Consider the following 19849-nt stretch of genomic DNA (forward strand, 5'->3'; position numbering starts at 1 on the left):
TTTTTTATTGCTCCACTTCCGAGCGGGTGACCACTATGTTGTAGGGGGAGCGGAGTTTTATACCCATAATCTACTTACTATGATGGGTATTAAATCTTGGCTCCATAGTCATTGCGTTTCGGACAAGTCGTCAGGATTTCTCGATGACCCGTGTCTTTGAGCTCTTCCAAAATCACATCAAAGCCCCACAAGCGATAGAGATGCTTCATCACTTCGTCGTAGCCTTTATCAAGCGGGATGCGGTCGTGAGGCACATATTGCAGTGTCATTGAGCGGTCACCACGAACATCGACATTAAACACCTGAATGTTTGGTTCAAGGTTACTTAGGTTGTATTGCGCCGCAAGCTTCTCACGAATCAGGCGATAGCCCGGATCATCATGAATAGCACTCACCTCAATGGTATTTTTACGGTCGTCGTCGAGTACAGAGAACAGCTTAAAGTCTCGAATGATTTTTGGAGAAAGGTATTGGCTGATGAAACTTTCATCTTTGAAGTTGTGCATCGCAAAGTGCACCGCTTCTAACCAATCACTTCCGGCTAACTCAGGGAACCACTCTCTATCTTCATCGGTTGGCTCTTCACAGATGCGTCGGATGTCTCTAAACATCGCAAAGCCAAGCGCATAAGGGTTTATCCCGCTGAAATAAGGACTGTTGTAGGCAGGTTGTGCGACGACACTGGTATGGCTGTGTAGGAATTCTAAGATGAACTTATCACTCACCAAGCCTTCGTCGTAAAGGTGGTTAAGAATGGTGTAATGCCAGAAGGTTGCCCAGCCTTCGTTCATCACTTGAGTTTGTTTTTGAGGGTAGAAGTATTGGCTCACTTTGCGAACGATGCGAACACACTCTCGTTGCCAAGGTTCAAGCAGTGGTGCGTTCTTCTCGATAAAGTAGAGAATGTTTTCTTGAGGCTCGCTAGGAAAGCGGATCTTGGTCTCTTCTTCCTTACTTTTATTTTGAGGAACGGTTCGCCATAGCTCATTCACTTGAGATTGCAGATAAGCTTCGCGTTCTTCTTGTCTTGCTGTCTCTTCTGCAATGGAAATCTTCTCAGGGCGTTTGTATCGGTCTACGCCGTAATTCATCAGTGCGTGACAAGAATCAAGGAGCTGCTCGACTTCAGCAACACCATATTTCTCTTCACAACCACTGATGTACTTCTTAGCAAACAACAAGTAATCGATGATGGAACTGGCATCGGTCCATGTTTGGAACAGGTAGTTGCCTTTAAAGAAAGAGTTGTGGCCATAACAAGCGTGAGCCATTACCAGCGCCTGCATTGTGACCGTGTTCTCTTCCATCAGGTAAGCGATACACGGATCGGAGTTGATTACGATTTCGTATGCCAAGCCCATTTGGCCATGCTTGTAGTTTTGCTCGGTTTGAATGAATTTCTTACCAAAAGACCAGTGGTTGTAATTGATAGGCATACCAATGCTCGAGTAGGCATCCATCATCTGTTCTGAAGTAATCACTTCAATCTGGTTTGGGTAAGTATCTAAACGGTAATGCTGCGCAACACGTTTGATTTCTACGTGGTATTTCTCCAAGAGGTTGAACGTCCAATCTGGACCATCAGGCAGCATCTTGTCGTTTTTCTTTTTTGCAGCTTTGTTTTTCTCTGCAACGTTTGATTTCGCTGTCATGGCAAACTCCCTTACGCTGTCTCTTTCTGGAACAGTTCTCTAAACACAGGAAAAATATCATCCACCGTTTTAATGTTTTTCATGGCGAAGTTGTCAAAGCTACTCTCGAGTTTTTCGTATTCGTGCCAAAGTGTTTGATGAGAGCGGCGTGTTATTTCGATGTAAGAGTAATATTGGCAAGTTGGCAGAAGCGTATTGACCAGTAACTCTTTACAGCGAGGAGAGTCATCAGCCCAGTTATCGCCATCAGAGGCTTGTGCTGCATAGATGTTCCACTCATTAGCAGGGTAGCGGTCTGCGACAATTTCCTTCATCAGTTTCAGTGCGCTTGAAACAATGGTGCCACCCGTTTCTTGTGAGTAGAAAAACTCATGTTCGTCGACCTCTTTAGCCTGAGTATGGTGACGAATAAACACAACATCGACGTTTTCGTAGGTGCGATTTAAGAACAGATACAGAAGAACATAAAAGCGCTTCGCAATATCTTTTGTGGCCTGATCCATAGAGCCCGATACATCCATTAGACAGAACATCACGGCTTGGCTAGATGGAATAGGGCGCTTCTCGTAGTTTTTAAAACGTAAGTCGAAGGTGTCAATGAACGGCACGCTTTCAATCTTTTTACGTAACTCGGCAATCTCTTCTTTGAGGCGACCTTCCTCAAAAGGTTGTGCCGGCTCCGTCATTTTAACTTGGTCAAGCTGTTCCATCAGTAGGTTAAGCTCGCGCTTTTTACCTGCTGTCATCGCGGTTCTACGAGCCAGAGATTGCTGTAGTGAACGAACGATAGCGATGTTGGATGGAATCCCCGCGCTTTGGTAACCAGAGCGGTGAGTTTTCCATTCGGTGATTTTGTTGACCTGATTTTTCTCTAGATTAGGTAGAGCTAAATCTTCAAAGAGAATATCAAGATACTCATCTTTTGAAATTTGGAAGGTAAATTCATCTTGGCCTTCGCCATCAGGGCTTGCGTCGCCTTGGCCTGAGCCACCACCTTGACCACCACCTTTAGGGCGTTCGATTTTATCGCCAGTGATGAACTGATCATTACCTGGGTGAACGCGCTCTCTTACGCCGCCTTGACCTTGGTGAAAGTTCGGCTCTTTGATGTCTTTATGGGGAATAGTGACGTCTTCACCTGTTTCTGTATTGGTGATTGAGCGTCGGTTAACTGCATCGGCCACGGATTCTTTGATTTGCTCTTTATGGCGTCGTAAGAAACGCTGTCTATTCACAGCACTCTTATTTTTGCCATTGAGCCTCCGATCGATAAATTGTGCCATAAGAACTCCCTCTCAGCTGATGTCGCGATCCTACTTTTTATTCGGGTATAAGAGTTATTGATTTACTAAGGTATAAAAGTTATTGGTTTATACGAGCTGCTCAGTTGAGCAGCTCAATACCGTTTAGTTATGAGGATTTACGAACTCTTAGGTACCACTCAGATAGCAGTCTCACTTGCTTCTCGGTGTAGCCTTTTTCCATCATACGAGCAACGAAGTCGTCATGTTTTTTCTGATCATCCGTTGAGGTCTTAGCATTGAACGAAATAACAGGAAGTAGCTCTTCTGTGTTAGAGAACATTTTCTTCTCAATCACAGTGCGCAGTTTCTCGTAGCTCGTCCACACTGGGTTTTGACCGTTATTGTTGGCTTTGGCACGAAGCACAAAGTTCACAATCTCATTTCGGAAGTCTTTAGGGTTACTGATACCGGCTGTCTTCTCGATTTTCTCTAGTTCGCCATTCAGAGAAGCACGGTCAAATAGTTGGCCTGTTTCTGGGTCGCGGTACTCTTGGTCTTGAATCCAGAAATCTGCGTAGGTGACATAGCGGTCGAAGATATTCTGACCGTACTCAGAGTAAGACTCTAGATAAGCGGTTTGAATTTCTTTACCGATGAACTCTACGTAGCGTGGCACTAGGTATCCTTTCAAGAACTCTAGGTACTTCTCGGCGGTCTCTTGAGGGAACTGCTCCCGTTCGATTTGCTGCTCAATAACGTAGAACAGGTGCACTGGGTTCGCGGCCACTTCGGCTTGGTCGAAGTTAAACACACGAGACAGGATCTTAAAGGCGAAACGCGTTGATAGCCCAGACATGCCTTCGTCAACGCCAGCATAATCTCGGTACTCTTGGTAGCTCTTCGCTTTTGGATCGGTGTCTTTTAGAGTTTCGCCATCGTAAACGCGCATTTTTGAGAACAGAGAAGAGTTTTCAGGCTCTTTCAGTCTCGATAGGATGCTGAATTGCGATAGCAGGTCGAGTGTGCTCGGTGAACAAGGGGCTTTGGACAGCTCACTGTGTTCAAGCAGTTTCTGGTAGATCTTAACTTCTTCAGAGACGCGCAGACAGTAAGGGACTTTTACAATGTACACACGGTCGAGGAATGCTTCGTTGTTTTTGTTGTTACGGAAGGTCTGCCACTCAGATTCGTTCGAGTGAGCGAGAATCATACCGTCAAATGGCAGTGCAGAAAGCCCTTCGGTACCGTTGAAGTTACCTTCTTGTGTTGCCGTAAGTAGAGGGTGTAATACTTTGATTGGCGCTTTGAACATCTCCACGAATTCCATCACACCTTGGTTGGCTTTACAAAGCGCACCAGAGTAGCTGTAGGCATCAGGATCATCTTGAGAGAAGTGTTCAAGTTTACGAATATCAACTTTACCAACCAGAGACGAGATATCTTGGTTGTTTTCATCACCTGGCTCCGTTTTCGCGATCGCAACTTGATCGAGAATAGAAGGGCGCAGTTTGATGACTTTGAATTTGGAAATATCACCGCCAAAATCGTGTAGACGTTTCGCTGCCCACGGAGACATAATTGAGCGAAGATAGCGTTTCTCAATGCCATATTCGTTCTTCAATAAGTCGCCGTCTTCGTTAACGTCGAATAGACAGAATGGGTGATCGTTTACTGGGCTTCGTTCACCGTCAGCAGACAATACATAGATTGGTAGTTTCTGCATCAGGGCTTTGAGTTTTTCAGCGAGAGAAGATTTACCACCGCCCACAGGGCCAAGTAGGTAAAGGATTTGTTTACGTTCTTCTAAACCTTGCGCAGCATGTTTTAAGTAAGAAACAATCTGTTCAATCGCATCTTCCATACCGTAGAAATCTTTAAATTCGCTGTAGCGTGAGATGACACGGTTCGAGAAAATACGACTCAGTTGAGGGTCTTGAGCAGTGTCAATAACCTCTGGTTCGCCAATGGCTAGTAATAAGCGCTCGGCAGCATTAGCGTAAGCACTTTTATCGTCTTTACACAGCCCTAAGAACTCCTGCAATGTCAGCTCTTCTTCCTTGGCTGCTTCATAACGTGATTGATAGTGGTCAAAGATACTCATAGTCACATTCCCCTTGTTAACCAGTCAAAACTGACGAGCGATTGAAAAATAGGCTCTCCCTACATTTTAAGGTTAGACCCGCTTCCACAATTTTGCTTAACAATTATGTATTTATTTACAATTTTGCGTGTGAAAAACGTGGCGAGCGCAATAGGCAACTTGAGGCGCGTAGAATCAAATTATTTTACATTCGAGGGGATCTGGCCGTTTGTTTTGAGATTTTAGGTCGCTTAATAATACCCGTGCTGGATTTATGTATGTTAGATACATAGCCGAGCCTTATTGATAATCTTGCATGATGAACGGTCTAATGCGCTTGGCTATCAGAAAATAACAAGAGAATGTGAGAATGGTTTATCAAAAAAATCGTTATTGATTCTCATTATGTTTGAAATGGTAAATTGATACTCTAGAAGGTTACTGCGTTATTTGACGCTGCTTGCGTTTTCTAGTTCAAGTGATTCGAATAAAAAAAGGGTTACTCACGATGAGTAACCCTTTTTCTTGAAACTTTTTAAAAAGTTATCGCTGATCTATTAACGTATTAAGCGCTAAAGATTTGAGATAGCTCTGTCGCACATAGGTGGTACTGACGAGGACAGTTGCGCCATGTTGTTAGCATGCGACGGTACTTCTCTAGCATTGGCATTTGGCTATTGAAGTGGTGATCGGCTTTGTCGAATTGAGGGTAAAGACCTTCAGAATCAACAAGGAAACGCACGTAGTGTACGATCTGCGCTTCAGAAGCGATATCAAAACCTAAGAACTGCAGGCGACGTTGGTCTACTTCAGCACGTTCTTGTTCTGCAAGCATTTTGTTCGACTCTTGCATTGCATGGTACATCTCCATGATGTCGATAATTTCGCGACATTCTGCTTCAGTCAAACAACCAAACTCTTTGTTAAGCTCACGCATTTGGAGTTCGTAACCACGTTCTACAATCGTTTGTAGACGTTGGTATTTAGCGGAGTTCTCAGGATCCATTTGAGACATTAGGTAGTATTGATTTGATAGAATCAGACGCTGAGCATTGGTCATTTCCATAGGAGGAGCCTCACTAAAAAACTAAATGTTGTATTCTTTTGTTGCAGTAAGAGTAACAGCATTCCTACGAGTGGAAACATGATCTCAACACGGATTTAATATGATTTTTTGAATTGATAAACAAAAGTTGTAAAGAAAAGTGAAAGGATTGTTTGGCTCGAAAAGAAAACGCCCCAATCGAAATTGAGGCGCTTGAAATCACTATGAACGTCAGTCTAGATTAGTATTTTACGTTTGAATGGTACTGGCTAAGAACAGCAACAATCTCGTCCATTTTCTCTTTGCTTGGCGGGTTTGTACCTTCAAGAGGGTAGTCAAAACCAAGTGCTTCCCACTTATGTGCACCAAGCTTATGGTATGGAAGCAGTTCTACTTTCTCGATGTTATCCATGTCTTTGATGAATTCGCCTAGCAGATGAGCATCTTCAGGTGTGTCCGTGTAGCCAGGGACAATCACATAACGAATCCACGTCTTCTTACCGATTTTGTGTAAGTAGCGTGCGAAATCCAGAGTACGTCTGTTTGATACACCAATGAAATCGTGGTGAATCTCATCTCGCATGTGCTTAAGATCCAACATAACTAGATCAGAGGCTTCTAGGACTTCATCAACCACTTCAGTGTGCTTACGAATGTAGCCATTAGTATCAAGACAAGTGTGGATGCCTTCAGCTTGAGCTGCGCGGAAAAAGTCACGAACAAACTCAGGTTGTAGCATCGCTTCACCACCAGAACAGGTGATACCACCGCCCGATGCTTTCATGAAATGACGGTATGATTTTGCTTCGTTGATGATCTCTTCGACCGTTACTTCCTTTCCGTCATGAAGATCCCATGTATCACGGTTATGACAGTACATACAACGCATTAAGCAGCCTTGAAGAAACACAATAAAGCGGATACCAGGGCCATCGACAGTACCACAAGATTCGAATGAGTGAATGCGACCAGTTGTAGACATGAGCTATTCTCGTAGAGGAATTTATACCGTTTATTTTATTACAAAAACGGTACATAAAATAGGGTCAAATGGTAACGAGACCTTTAAAAATAAAGGCAACCACCTGTGAAGATGATTGCCTTTATTAAACTTGAAAAGTAAAGGACGAAAGCCCTTACTGGTGGCTAGAAGAAAGCAAACATTGTGATACCGCCAGTGGTGTACACTGACTCTTTCGCTTCTTCGTAATCCGGTGTTTTTGCGGTTAGCGCTAAAGAGGCACCAACGTATCGGTTATACCAAGCGACACCCAATACAGCAGTTGCTTGAATGTTCTCTAAAGTCACATCGTAGATCGCTGGATCTTCGTTGTTTTTATTAGCGTACTCATCAACACCTGAGCGATCGCCTTCGATAGTCAGGTCGTTGAATCGGTAGCGACCTTCGAGGCCTGCATAGGTAAACCAACCAGCGTTTGATGCGCCGATCATGCCAGGTTTGAATGGGTTTTCTGTGGTGATGTTAGCAGCACCAAAGTTACCGCCTAAGTCCGTACCCCAACGGAACATAAAACCAGTCGAGATATCACTTCTAAAGTTACCGACGTTGATTTCAGAAACGTTAGAGATTTCGTAGTCAGTATTCGCAAGAGCTTGATTACGCATTAGGTTGAAATGGCTTAGGTAACCAACGCTTCCCGCCCACTCATCATCAACTTGGTATTCCCAACCCATCGGCTCATCTGATTTTGTGATCGAGTGAACCAGCTTTTGAGCATCTTCAGACAGTGCACGTTCGCCCGTAGTACCAAACGTGATATTAAAACGCTGGGCTTGCTGTGGGTTTAAGCTGATGTAATTGAATTCAGTGTGAAGGTAACCTGCGTATGGGCGATCATTAGGCGATGGCGTTTCTAACTCAATGTCAGAAGGCGTATACATCTTGTGGCCAATGGTGATTTCCCACTTGTCTAGAGAGCTTGCGCCCCAGTAGGAAAGACTCAATGGTTTTACCCAGTTATATGGCGTAATACTTGATGATGTGTAACCCAGAAATAAGCCGTTGGTATAGTCTTGGTCGACACCAAAAATACCATCATTATCTAAAGCAAAAGTTAACGTAGAACGCTCAGAGGCTAAAGATGAGAAAGAGAGAAGAATCAGGGGTAAACAACGCAGGTATTTCATGGAGCAGTTACTCTTAAATTATGAACCGCGATATTACCGTAATTTGACAGAATTTGTGGAAAAAAAGTGTATGACAGGGTGCTTTTTTGCTCAACCTAACATTTCGCGGGATAGGTGAGTGTAGTGCGATTTATTTCAGATATAAAAAAGCCCCGCACATTGGCGAGGCTAATATTATTTACTGTCTATTGAGCGTGAGCTTATAGAGACTCAGTAAATGTACGTGCGATTACGTCAGCTTGTTGCTCTGCAGTTAGAGAGTTAAAGCGAACAGCGTAACCAGATACACGGATTGTTAGCTGAGGGTATTTCTCAGGGTGCTTAACTGCGTCTTCAAGAGTTTCGCGGTTAAGAACGTTAACGTTAAGGTGTTGACCACCTTCAATGCCAGCTTCGTGGTGGAAGTAACCATCCATTAGGCCTGCAAGGTTAGCACGTTGGCTGTCTTGTTCTTTACCTAGTGCGTTTGGCACGATAGAGAACGTGTAAGAGATACCATCTTGTGCGTCAGCAAATGGTAGTTTACCTACAGACGTTAGTGATGCTACAGCACCTTTCTCATCACGACCGTGCATTGGGTTTGCACCAGGAGCGAAAGGAGCGCCAGCACGACGACCGTCTGGAGTGTTACCAGTTTTCTTACCGTATACAACGTTAGACGTGATAGTAAGAACTGACTGTGTAGGGATAGAGTTACGGTAAGTCTTAAGCTTACGGATCTTGTTCATGAACGTAGAAACTAGTTCACAAGCAATATCATCTACACGAGAGTCGTTGTTACCGTATTTAGGGTAATCGCCTTCGATTTCGAAGTCAGTTGCGATGCCATCTTCGTCACGGATTGGTTTAACAGTCGCGAACTTGATTGCAGATAGTGAGTCAGCTGCAACAGATAGACCAGCGATACCACAAGCCATAGTACGACGAACGTCACGGTCATGAAGAGCCATTAGAGACGCTTCGTAGCTGTACTTGTCGTGCATGTAGTGAATGCTGTTTAGTGCAGTCACGTATTGCTTAGCTAACCAGTCCATGAATGTGTCTAGGCGACCCATTACGTCATCGTAGTTAAGAACTTCGTCAGTGATCTTGTCTGAAACAGGACCAACTTGCATCTTAAGTTTCTCGTCCACACCGCCGTTGATTGCGTAAAGCATTGTTTTCGCAAGGTTAGCACGAGCACCGAAGAACTGCATTTGCTTACCAACGATCATTGGAGATACACAACAAGCGATAGCGTAATCATCAGACTCTAGGTCAGGACGCATTAGGTCATCATTTTCGTACTGGATAGAAGAAGTATCGATAGATACCTTCGCACAGAAACGCTTGAAGCCGTCAGGTAGTTGCTCAGACCAAAGAACAGTGATGTTTGGCTCTGGAGAAGGACCCATAGTGTATAGAGAGTTTAGGAAACGGAAGTTCGAACGCGTTACTAGCGTACGACCGTCGATACCCATACCACCCATAGACTCTGTTGCCCAGATTGGGTCGCCAGAGAACAGCTCATCGTACTCAGGAGTACGTAGGAAACGAACCATACGCAGTTTCATTACGAAGTGGTCGATCATTTCTTGTGCTTGTTCTTCAGTGATCTTGCCAGCAGCGATATCACGCTCGATGTAGATGTCTAGGAAAGTCGAAGTACGACCTAGAGACATTGCAGCACCGTTTTGAGATTTAACAGCAGCTAGGTAGCCGAAGTAAGTCCACTGGATAGCTTCTTGAGCTGTTTGAGCTGGCTCAGAGATATCGAAACCGTATTTCTCAGCCATTTGCTTGATTTGACCTAGAGCACGATGTTGCTCAGAGATCTCTTCACGCAATTGCATTGTTGCAGAAAGATCTTCGCCGTTCTCGAAACGCTCTTGTAGAGAAGCGAATTGAGCAGCTTTGTCTTTCATTAGGAAATCAATACCGTAAAGTGCAACACGACGGTAGTCACCAATGATACGACCACGGCCGTAAGCATCAGGAAGACCAGTCAGAACACCAGACTTACGACATTTTAGGATATCAGGAGTGTAGATATCGAAAACGCCAGCATTGTGTGTTTTGCGGTATTCTGAGTAGATTTTTGAAACCATTGGGTCAAGAGTTTCACCGTATGCTTTACAAGAACCTTCAACCATACGTACACCACCGTTAGGGATGATTGCACGTTTTAGTGGCTTCTCAGTTTGTAGACCAACGATAGTCTCAAGATCTTTCTCAATGTAACCTGCATCGTGAGCAGTAATGGTAGAGATAACAGAAGTATCGAAATCTACAGGTGCTTTAGTTGCGTTTTCCTGTTTGATACCTTCCATTACCGAAGACCAAAGCTTGTTAGTTGCTTCAGTACCCTCAGAAACTAGGAAAGACTCGTCGCCTTCATACGGCGTGTAGTTCTTTTGAATGAAATCACGAACGTTTACTTCGCTTTGCCACTCACCTGCAGCAAAATCTTCCCAAGCTTTAGCAAATTGCTCTGCCATGACATACCTACCTTTTTAGTAGAAAAAATACGTACATTAACACTGTTGAGCCAGCGCCCCTCGTAAGGGTAGTACACTCTTATTAATAACAATATATATGAGCATATAAGCGTCATATGGTTATATATATTGTCACTACCTTTTATATGTTGTCTTTACTCTATGAATTCAAGACTACGCTAAAAAATTTCTGTAAACCTTAAACTAAATCAATAAATGCCAAAAAAAGTTGAAAAAATTTGAGTGGCAGGGGTTGCCACCCAAACTTTTTTTTAATCCTAATACTACTTTTGTGTAGTAAGGACCATTATAGCCAAGCTTTTAGGCCATATTGACTTTCTAGCATACCAACTGCAAGCATTGCTACTAGACAGATAACTAAAACGCCAACTGGGATAACAATCTTATCTACAAATGATAGACGCTTCGCACGCTCTTTATCACCAATTAGACCGTTATTATCTAGAAGCATAGTCAGTGCCCATGCTAATACTGGGTTAACAACCGCTGAACCGAAGATACAGATACCAGCTGCTTGAGAGTCTTTTGAATCTTTAACCATCTGCATACCCGCTTCAAGTAGAGGTAGAGATACACCTACAAGTAGCGCAACACGCATCACTGGTGGCCATACTGCTACGTCCATTGGGAAGCCAAGAATCGCAACAATAATACATAGAGAGCCAAGCAAGATTGCGCCGCCAGGGATTGGACGTTTCGCGATAGCCGCTGGGATCATGTAAGTACCCCAAGATGAAGTGATGTTACCCCCACCAACTGCTGTACCTACCATTTGACGAACTGAACACATAGTCATTGTGTCGTCTACGTCCATCAGTACTTTTTCAGACTTTTTAGGGTAGTTCAGTTCTTGGAAGATACGGTGACCTAGGAAGTCAGGTGACCACATTGCTACTGCTAGGATTGCAAATGGTAGAGAAGCGATGAAGTGCTCAACGTTTGGTAAACCAAGCATCCAACCTTCTTCAGTAGAACCCCACCAGTAGATTGGGTTTAGGTTTGGAATGCCTGTTTCAGTTACGAATTTGATATCGAAACCAGCACCAAGTACTAGAGCAATAGCTAGACCAGTGAAAGCACAAACAGGGATTGCTAACCAACGCTTGTTCACTTTAGCAAGGAATGCATATAGACCGATGGTAACGGCTAGAACAATCAAACCGATGTAACCCATGCTACCAGCAGCGACAGTGTCAGACTGAAGACCAACAGCCCAAGCTTGAATTGAGTTGATTTGGCTCATTGTACCGGTTAGACCCAAGAAGATGAGCAAGCCACCCGCCGTACCTTCAGAGGTAAGGTTAACAAGTTTAGACCCACCTTTTAGGAAGCTTAGGATAAGACCGAACACACCGATAAGGATGGCCAATGCAAGAGGGTGAGCACCAGCAAGAGCGATGGTACCAATAAGAGGAATCATTGGGCCGTGGTTACCGGCAAGGTTAGCTTTAGGGTTAAAGAAACCAGAAGCAAGGATACAGAACAGCAGTGCAGGGATAAGCATTTCTACACGAGCGACTTCAATCGCAAAGTCTTTACCAAGGTTTACGTGATCCCAAGCTTGAGTTAGGCCTTCAGCCCAAGACATCATTACTGCAGAGTACATCGCGATGATACCAATAGTACCAGCAAGTGCAGGAACAAGATCTTCAAGTTCAAAGCGGAAGTCACGACCTGGAAGGTTTAAACCGAAGCGGCGAGGCTTCATGATTTGAAGTTCGTGATCTAGATAATCTGAGCGGCTCTCAAATTCAGAAGCAGGGCGGTGTAGCTCTTTATAGCTTTTCTCTTCTACTTCAGAGTTCGCATTGTTCACAACGTCTGACATAGATTCCTCATATTTTATGTTAGTAATTCTAAAATTGAATTCTATAAGTTCGCGTAATTGCGTTATTTCTTAGTTATAACTCATTAACATCATGTTGCACGGTTTTGATGTGCTTTATGCAGCTAAGTTAAAAGAAATGTTTGGCATTTTTAATGCCTTATTTTGTGTTGAGGAGTCTAACAAGCTTACCCTTTAGGGTGATTGATCTTGATCACTTTATGAGTGTATGTGAAAGAAAGCTACAAAACGCAGCGATTCATTAACGTACCATTGATAAAAAGTGTAATTTGTTTTCACAAACTGACGTTAACCTCTATTACTCGAGCCTTGGTGGTTAAAGCATATGCTGCAAACCTAAATCTTATTGAGTTATTTCACTATTATTGGATTACCTTCGATCGCTAGAGAAATACTTACAATGTAATAACCTTAAAATTACTGTGCCTTATAGTGTGTTGTGTATGGCTCTATGAGCGTTATATTTTTTGTCAGCGACATTTTCTAGCACACAAAATTTGTTTTGCTAGTAAGACATCGAGCTACGTAAATCTCATTTTGATTAACTTTATGTAAACAATGTAAGAGTGGTAATTACGACTTATTGATAGAACTCATTCATTAAATTGAGGCGAAAACGCTACCTTTTGCATAATAAGTCAGAGTGAATCGCTATTTATTCCAATTTATCAGGTTAATAATTTGTTGCATGTTGTTTCGTGTGGTGCTAGTTTGTATCGCATGAAAAGGTCGGAGTACCTTGCATTTTCACAAACTTGGGAGAGAAAGCGCATGAAAGATGTACCAGCGCTGGACATAAAGGACTTACACAAGACGTTTGGTCAAAATGAAGTTTTAAAGGGAATTTCACTTTCTGCGCATAAAGGCGATGTAGTATCGATTATCGGATCTTCAGGGTCGGGTAAAAGTACTTTCCTTAGATGTATCAACCTTTTAGAGACACCAACTGCAGGCGAGATTTGGGTTAATGGCGAATTAATTCAAATGAAAAACAACCGCCAAGGCGTATCTGTTCCTGCCAACGAAAAACAAGTACAGCGTATCCGTTCACGCTTAGCGATGGTTTTTCAAGGCTTCAATCTTTGGTCTCACCTGACCGTTCTCGAAAATGTTATCGAAGCACCCGTTCACGTATTAGGTGTACCTAAAGCTCAAGCGATTGAAAATGCAGAACTACTACTTAAAAAAGTAGGCTTGTATGAGCGCAAAGATTACTACCCAGGTCATTTATCCGGTGGACAACAACAACGAGCGGCAATTGCTCGAGCGTTAGCGGTTGATCCGGAAGTGATGCTGTTTGATGAGCCAACATCAGCACTTGACCCTGAGTTAGTAGGGGAAGTACTCGGTGTAATGCGAGATCTAGCAGAAGAAGGAAGAACCATGCTTGTGGTAACACATGAAATGGCTTTTGCTCGTGACGTATCAAACCATGTGATGTTCCTGCACCAAGGTCTAGTGGAAGAACAGGGCGATCCAGCTAAACTGTTTACGGAACCTGAATCTGAACGTTTACAACAATTTATCTCATCGATTTACTAATCAGAATTGAAACGCCGTTGCCAACGGTAAACAGCGACGGTGTGAACAATAAAACACAACAAGTAAGTTAATAAGCAACAACAAACACAATATTAAAACTAGCAAAACATAAAAACCTAAATCACAGGAGTAGGGATATGAAAAAGTGGTTATTAGTCGCGGCACTTGCTGCAACTGCTGCAACGGGCGTAGCTCAAGCAAAAGAATGGAAAACAGTACGCTTTGGTATTGAAGGTGCTTACCCTCCATTTAGCTGGACAGAAGCTGACGGGTCACTGAAAGGCTTCGATGTCGATATGGCTAACGCACTTTGTACTGAAATGCAGGTGCAGTGTAAGATCGTTGCACAAGACTGGGATGGTATCATTCCTTCTCTACTTGCTCGTAAATATGATGCGATCATCGCGGCAATGTCTATCACGGAAGAGCGTAAGAAAAAAATCGACTTCACTGGTAAATACGCACTTATCCCAAACAAGTTCATCGCTAAGAAAGGTGCAGGCCTTAACTTTGATGATCTAAGCGGTCAAAAGATTGCAGTTCAACGTGCAACAACTCACGATAAATACCTAACAGACAACTACGGCGATACAGTAGAGATCGTTCGTTACGGTTCATTCGACGAAGCTTACCTTGATCTAGCAAACGGTCGTGTTGCTGCTGTACTAGGTGATGCATCTGCTCTAGAAGAAGGCGTGCTGAACAAAGCTGGTGGTGAAGACTACGAGTTTGTTGGCCCCTCTCTAACGGATCCTAAGTGGTTCGGTGAAGGTATGGGTATTGCTGTTCGTAAGCAAGACAAAGATCTGACTAAGCAATTAGATGCGGCAATCCTTTCACTACGTGAAAAAGGCATCTACCAAGATATCGCGGCTAAATACTTCAACTACGACGTATACGGTCAGTAATCTTTAGCGTCAATTCTTAAGGGAGAGGTTCTCCTCTCCCTGTCTTACCAACTTTTTCGCAGTTCTGTTGGAATCCATTATGTTTGATTTACAAGGATATGAAGCGTCGATCCTGAAAGGGGCGGTGCTCACAATCGAAGTTGCCTTGCTGTCGCTAATTTTAGCTATGGTTCTTGGTATGCTAGGTGCCTTAGCAAAACTCGCGCCTTATCGCTGGGCTCGTGCTATTGCAACCCTCTACACAACCGTCATTCGAGGCATTCCCGATCTCGTACTGATGATGCTGATTTTCTTTGGTGGACAAATCCTTTTAAACAACAGTTTGTATTCCATCAACGAGTGGCTCAACGAGTGGTTTGCATCCAGTGATCCTAACCACGAATGGACCGCTTACTTACCTGATTATATTGATGTCAGCCCATTTGTTGCTGGTGTCTTAACCATAGGCTTTATTTTCGGTGCCTATATGGCAGAAACGTTCCGTGGTGCCATCATGGCTGTCGACAGCGGTGAAATGGAAGCGGCAAAAGCTTATGGTATGAGCCCTGTAAAGGCGTTTCACCGCATACTGCTACCGCAGATGATTCGTCACGCATTACCGGGTTTTGGGAATAACTGGCTGGTATTACTTAAAACCACTGCGCTGGTTTCGATTATTGGCCTAGAAGACATGGTACGTGTTAGTGCACTGGCGGCGGGTTCAACCAAAATGCCATTCACTTTCTACATGACTGTGGCGATTATCTTCTTATTCTTCACCAGTGTTTCAACGGGCTTACTTAAGCTGGTTGAACGTAAATTCAGTATCCACGCGAGGTAGTTATGGACTTTTCATTGATAATTGAAAGCCTGCCGATTTACCTTGGTGGTTTATGGACAACGGCTTGGATGGTTTGCGTTGCTTTGATCATTGGCTTATTCGTCGCCATACCACTAGCTATCGCTCGTAACAGTCCAAATATGCTGATTAATGCTCCGGCTTGGTCATTCATCTATTTCTTCCGTGGTACGCCATTACTGGTTCAGCTGTACCTGATTTACTACGGTATGGACCAATTCTTCCCAGTGAAAGACACATTATGGGAAAACGCGTGGTTCTGTGCTTTGGTGGCATTCATTCTTAACACGTCAGCTTATACTGCTGAGATCATTCGCGGTGCGATTAATGGCTTACCGAAAGGTGAAGTGGAAGCAGCAAAAGCTTACGGCATGAGCACACCGAAGACTTACCGTCGTATCATCTTACCAAGTGCTCTACGTCGTGCATTACCGGCTTACAGTAACGAAGTTATCTTCATGCTTCACGGCTCAGCCGTTGCAGGTATTGTGACGATTATGGATCTAACGGGTGCAGCTCGTTTGGTTAACTCTCGCTACTATGCTCCGTTTGAATCTTTCCTAACAGCAGGTCTGTTTTACATGGGGTTGACGTTTATCATCATTGCGATTTTCAAATTCGCAGAGAAACGTTTCTTAGCTTACTTAAGACCACTTAGCTAATTACACATCATAATTAACAAAACGGCGCTTCTATAGCGCCGTTTTTTATGAGCAGATTCTGTTGCTGTTGATTACTTAAACGTTGACCAAATTGGCGCGTGGTCAGACGGCTTTTCGATGCCACGCAGTTCGTAATCGATGCCTGCTTCAGTACACTTATCAGCAAGCTTCTGAGTCGCAAGTACTACATCAATTCGTAGGCCGCGGTTGTCCACGAAACCTTTCGAGCGGTAGTCAAACCACGAGTATTGGTCGTTTACTTCAGGGTGCAGTAAGCGGAAGCTATCCACAAAACCCCAATCCATCAGTGTTTTCAACCATTCTCGCTCTTCTGGTTGGAAAGAGCACTTACCTGTTTTCAACCAACGTTTCGCATTAGGTTCACCGATGCCGATGTCTGCGTCGATAGGGCTGATATTAATGTCGCCCATCACAATGACTTGTTCGTCTTTGTTGTGGTAGTCATTTAGGTAAGTCATCAAGTCTTTGTAGAACTGGCGTTTGTACGGGTATTTTGTTTCATGCTTGATGTTATCCCCTTGAGGGAAGTAGCCATTTAGCACGGTAACCTTTTCACCATTTTCATCTTCAAACGTCGCCATGATCATGCGTTTTTGATGGTCTTCATTATCTGTTGGGAAACCCTTCTGCACAGAAATAGGCTCTTGCTTACACAACATTGCCACACCGTAGTGGGCTTTTTGACCGTGGAAGTAAACCTTATAGCCCATTGCTTCAACATCAGCAATTGGGAAGGCTTCATCGTGCACTTTTATCTCTTGCAGACCAATCACGTCGGGTTGGTGTTTGTCGATAATAGCTTGCAGTTGGTGAAGGCGGGCTCTAAGACCGTTGATGTTGAAGCTAATTACTTTCATTTGTTTTTATACCTCTCGTAAACCTTTGTCACTGCTTGTTTTTAAAGGTTTTTGATTTGGTGGATTTCATGGTTCATCGTATTTAACCATGCTTAATAATTTCTGTCGCCACTTTGTAGAGACAAAATGGCGACATTAAATGATGTGAATACTTACAGTTACGTAGAATCTATTGAGTCTTAAGTAAATCCAAAAAGAACGCGTATTCAAGTGCGTCTTCTTTTAATCGTTTAAATCGGCCAGAAGCGCCACCGTGACCGGCTTCCATATCGGTTTTGAACAGCAATACGTTGTTGTCTGTTTTCATTTCACGCAGCTTCGCAACCCATTTCATTGGCTCAAAGTACTGCACCTGTGAGTCATGCAGGCCTGTCGTTACCAACATGTTCGGGTAGTTTTGTACCTTAATGTTGTCGTACGGTGAGTACCCCAGCATGTAATCGTAGTAGGCTTTATCGTTCGGGTTACCCCATTCGTCATACTCATTGGTGGTTAGAGGGATCGATTCATCGAGCATGGTTGTCACAATGTCTACAAACGGAACATGTGCACCAATACCACGGTACAGTTCTGGTGCTTGGTTGATGATTGCTCCCATCAATAGACCGCCAGCAGACCCCCCAACGGCGAACACTTTATCTTTCGCGCCGTAGCCTTCTTCAACAAGCTCTTTGGTTACATCAATAAAGTCGTTGAACGTGTTTTGTTTGGTCAGTTTTTTGCCATCTTCATACCAAGGGCGACCAAGCATTTCTGAACCGCGGACATGTGCGATGGCATAAACAAAACCTCTATCCAGTAGGCTTAGGCGAGTTGAGCTGAAGGTAGGTTCAATCGTAGAGCCGTAAGACCCATAGCCGTATTGGTAGATTGGGTTAGTGCCGTCTTTCTTAAATAAGTCTTTACGATAAACCAAAGAGACAGGAACTTGCTTACCATCGCGAGCCGTAATCATGATTCGCTCTGATTGGTAGTTATCCGCTTCGAAATCACCTAATACGGGTGTTTGCTTCATGAGTTCGGATTCACCTGTACTTAGGTCGAAATCATAGTAAGTACCTGGCGTGGTTAAGCTGCTGTAATAGATACGAACTTTTGCGTTATCTAATTCATAGTTACTCGTTAGGTAAGCGGCAAATGCGGTGTCGTTAAATTCAAGTGGAAACTCGTGGCCTGTTGAGAGTTGGCGAACTTTCACTGTAGACAAGCCATCCGCGCGTTGCTCGTAGACAAGATGGTCATCAAACAACTCGAAATCTACAAGCTGAGTATTATCGTCTGCTGGGATGACATCGACCCATTTTGAGCGATCATGCATCTCTTCGGTTGTGACTTTCATTAAACGGAAGTTGACCGCTTGGTAGTTGGTGTAGATGTAATACCAATCACCTAGCTTAGCGATGCTGTACTCTATGCCGCTCTCTTTTGGGTAGAAAGCCTCAGCTGTAGCCTTTGGGTTGTTGGCATCGATGACTGAGACACCGCTGGTTTCTGTGCTCGAATGCCAAATGTAGACCTGTTCTCCATCTTTGCTTTTACTCAAAGAGGTGTAGTAAGCGCTATCGGCTTCTTCGTAGATTAACTGATCGCTTGCCTGAGCTGTGCCTAACACGTGGCGGTAAACTTGATAACCCAGCAATGTTTGTGGATTTTTTTTGATGTAGTAGAAGGCTTGGTTGTCGTTTTGCCACGCGATAGCACTTGAAGCGCCTTCAATTTCATCTTTTAGGTATTCACCTGTTGTGAGGTCTTTGATCTTGATGGTGTAAATGCGGCGGCTTAGCGTATCTTCGCCATAGGCCAACAAGTTTTCGTCTGGGCTGATCGTTAAGCCACCAATACTGAAGAATTCATGCTCTTTTGCTAGCTCGTTTACATCTAAGATGACTTGCTTGTCTGTGCCTAAAAAGTTTTTTTCACGCAGGTGAACTGGGTATTCGTTGTCGCCTGTGACCTTATTCGAGTAGTAGTAACTGCCTTTGCGAACCGGTACCGAATTGTCGTCTTTCGCGATTCGGCCTTTAATCTCTTCAAATAATTGTTTTTGCGCTGCTTCTGTATGTTTCAACACCGTATCTGCGTACTGATTCTCTTGCTCAAGTTGTTGCAATATCTCTGGATCTAGGCGTGCATCATCGCGCATCCAATAGTAATCATCGATTCGGGTTTCACCATGAATCGTCATTGCGTGAGGGACTTTCTTAGCAACGGGTGCTTGGGTTTGCTGAGCGACGAGCTGTGATTGAGAGTAGTGGTTCATGGTTGAGATTCCTTGATTGCTGCATCCGGCGACAAGCGCTATTGATACGGCTAATGTGGTTAAAGCGATACGCATCTGTATATCCTTAGTGTGTACCTTACTCGTTTTAATGCCAGCATCCTTTGTTGTGAGAGTTCAGGTACGTTGGTGTTCTTCCAGTGATATTATTTATAATTGGATTCTGGATATGCACCTTCATCGTAAGTGTCTGTTATTGTTTTCAAAAAATCAAAGCAATGTTAAATGAA

General features: G+C 43.7%; 14 protein-coding genes. 4 read left to right on the top strand and 10 right to left on the bottom strand.

Annotated features, from left to right (window positions below; genetic code table 11):
- Positions 1-89 precede the first annotated feature (89 nt).
- The 8 genes from ACED46_RS00240 to ACED46_RS00275 all read right to left on the bottom strand — a co-directional run bounded on the left by ACED46_RS00240 (position 90) and on the right by ACED46_RS00275 (position 12495).
- On the bottom strand, positions 90-1652 hold the full coding sequence (locus ACED46_RS00240; protein ID WP_017062134.1) for a SpoVR family protein: 1563 nt from the start codon (positions 1650-1652) through the stop codon (positions 90-92).
- A gap of 11 nt (positions 1653-1663) precedes the next feature.
- On the bottom strand, positions 1664-2935 hold the full coding sequence (locus ACED46_RS00245; protein WP_017062133.1) for a YeaH/YhbH family protein: 1272 nt from the start codon (positions 2933-2935) through the stop codon (positions 1664-1666).
- 127 nt (positions 2936-3062) lie between these two features.
- Entirely contained in the window at positions 3063-4997 is a 1935-nt protein-coding gene (locus tag ACED46_RS00250; protein WP_048607448.1) for a PrkA family serine protein kinase, read from the bottom strand.
- Positions 4998-5541: 544 nt separating this feature from the next.
- Positions 5542-6042: a YfbU family protein gene (locus ACED46_RS00255; RefSeq protein ID WP_017066932.1), complete on the bottom strand. Its 501-nt coding sequence runs from the start codon at positions 6040-6042 to the stop codon at positions 5542-5544.
- Between the two features lie 220 nt (positions 6043-6262).
- Entirely contained in the window at positions 6263-7003 is a 741-nt protein-coding gene (gene pflA, locus ACED46_RS00260; RefSeq protein ID WP_010437353.1) for a pyruvate formate lyase 1-activating protein, read from the bottom strand.
- A 164-nt stretch (positions 7004-7167) separates the two neighbouring features.
- The gene (locus ACED46_RS00265) at positions 7168-8169 is read right to left on the bottom strand and encodes a lipid A deacylase LpxR family protein (protein ID WP_017063491.1); all 1002 of its coding nucleotides are present in this window, start codon (positions 8167-8169) and stop codon (positions 7168-7170) included.
- Positions 8170-8369: 200 nt separating this feature from the next.
- Positions 8370-10646: a formate C-acetyltransferase gene (gene pflB, locus ACED46_RS00270; RefSeq protein WP_102427865.1), complete on the bottom strand. Its 2277-nt coding sequence runs from the start codon at positions 10644-10646 to the stop codon at positions 8370-8372.
- A 307-nt stretch (positions 10647-10953) separates the two neighbouring features.
- Entirely contained in the window at positions 10954-12495 is a 1542-nt protein-coding gene (locus ACED46_RS00275) for a DUF3360 family protein (protein ID WP_371720697.1), read from the bottom strand.
- A 789-nt stretch (positions 12496-13284) separates the two neighbouring features.
- On the opposite strand from ACED46_RS00275, the gene ACED46_RS00280 reads away from it, so the two are divergent.
- From ACED46_RS00280 to ACED46_RS00295, 4 genes are all read left to right on the top strand, one after another.
- Entirely contained in the window at positions 13285-14055 is a 771-nt protein-coding gene (locus tag ACED46_RS00280) for an ABC transporter ATP-binding protein (protein ID WP_004736532.1), read from the top strand.
- A 137-nt stretch (positions 14056-14192) separates the two neighbouring features.
- Complete coding sequence (locus ACED46_RS00285) at positions 14193-14963, top strand: ABC transporter substrate-binding protein (RefSeq protein ID WP_017062125.1); 771 nt, start codon at positions 14193-14195, stop codon at positions 14961-14963.
- Between the two features lie 79 nt (positions 14964-15042).
- Positions 15043-15783, top strand: coding sequence for an ABC transporter permease (locus ACED46_RS00290; RefSeq protein ID WP_017062124.1), 741 nt, complete (start codon positions 15043-15045; stop codon positions 15781-15783).
- Between the two features lie 2 nt (positions 15784-15785).
- Positions 15786-16463, top strand: a complete 678-nt coding sequence (locus tag ACED46_RS00295) for an ABC transporter permease (RefSeq protein ID WP_017063494.1) — start codon at positions 15786-15788, stop codon at positions 16461-16463.
- A gap of 71 nt (positions 16464-16534) precedes the next feature.
- Here the strand turns inward: ACED46_RS00295 and xthA are convergent, their stop codons facing one another.
- Positions 16535-17341 (bottom strand): exodeoxyribonuclease III, encoded by an 807-nt coding sequence (gene xthA / locus ACED46_RS00300; RefSeq protein ID WP_010437369.1) that lies wholly within the window; start codon positions 17339-17341, stop codon positions 16535-16537.
- A gap of 169 nt (positions 17342-17510) precedes the next feature.
- Complete coding sequence (locus ACED46_RS00305) at positions 17511-19601, bottom strand: S9 family peptidase (RefSeq protein WP_371720735.1); 2091 nt, start codon at positions 19599-19601, stop codon at positions 17511-17513.
- Positions 19602-19849: the final 248 nt, after the last annotated feature.

Origin of the sequence: Vibrio sp. 1S139 (assembly GCF_041439475.1) — a bacterium.
GTDB lineage: Bacteria > Pseudomonadota > Gammaproteobacteria > Enterobacterales > Vibrionaceae > Vibrio > Vibrio crassostreae_C.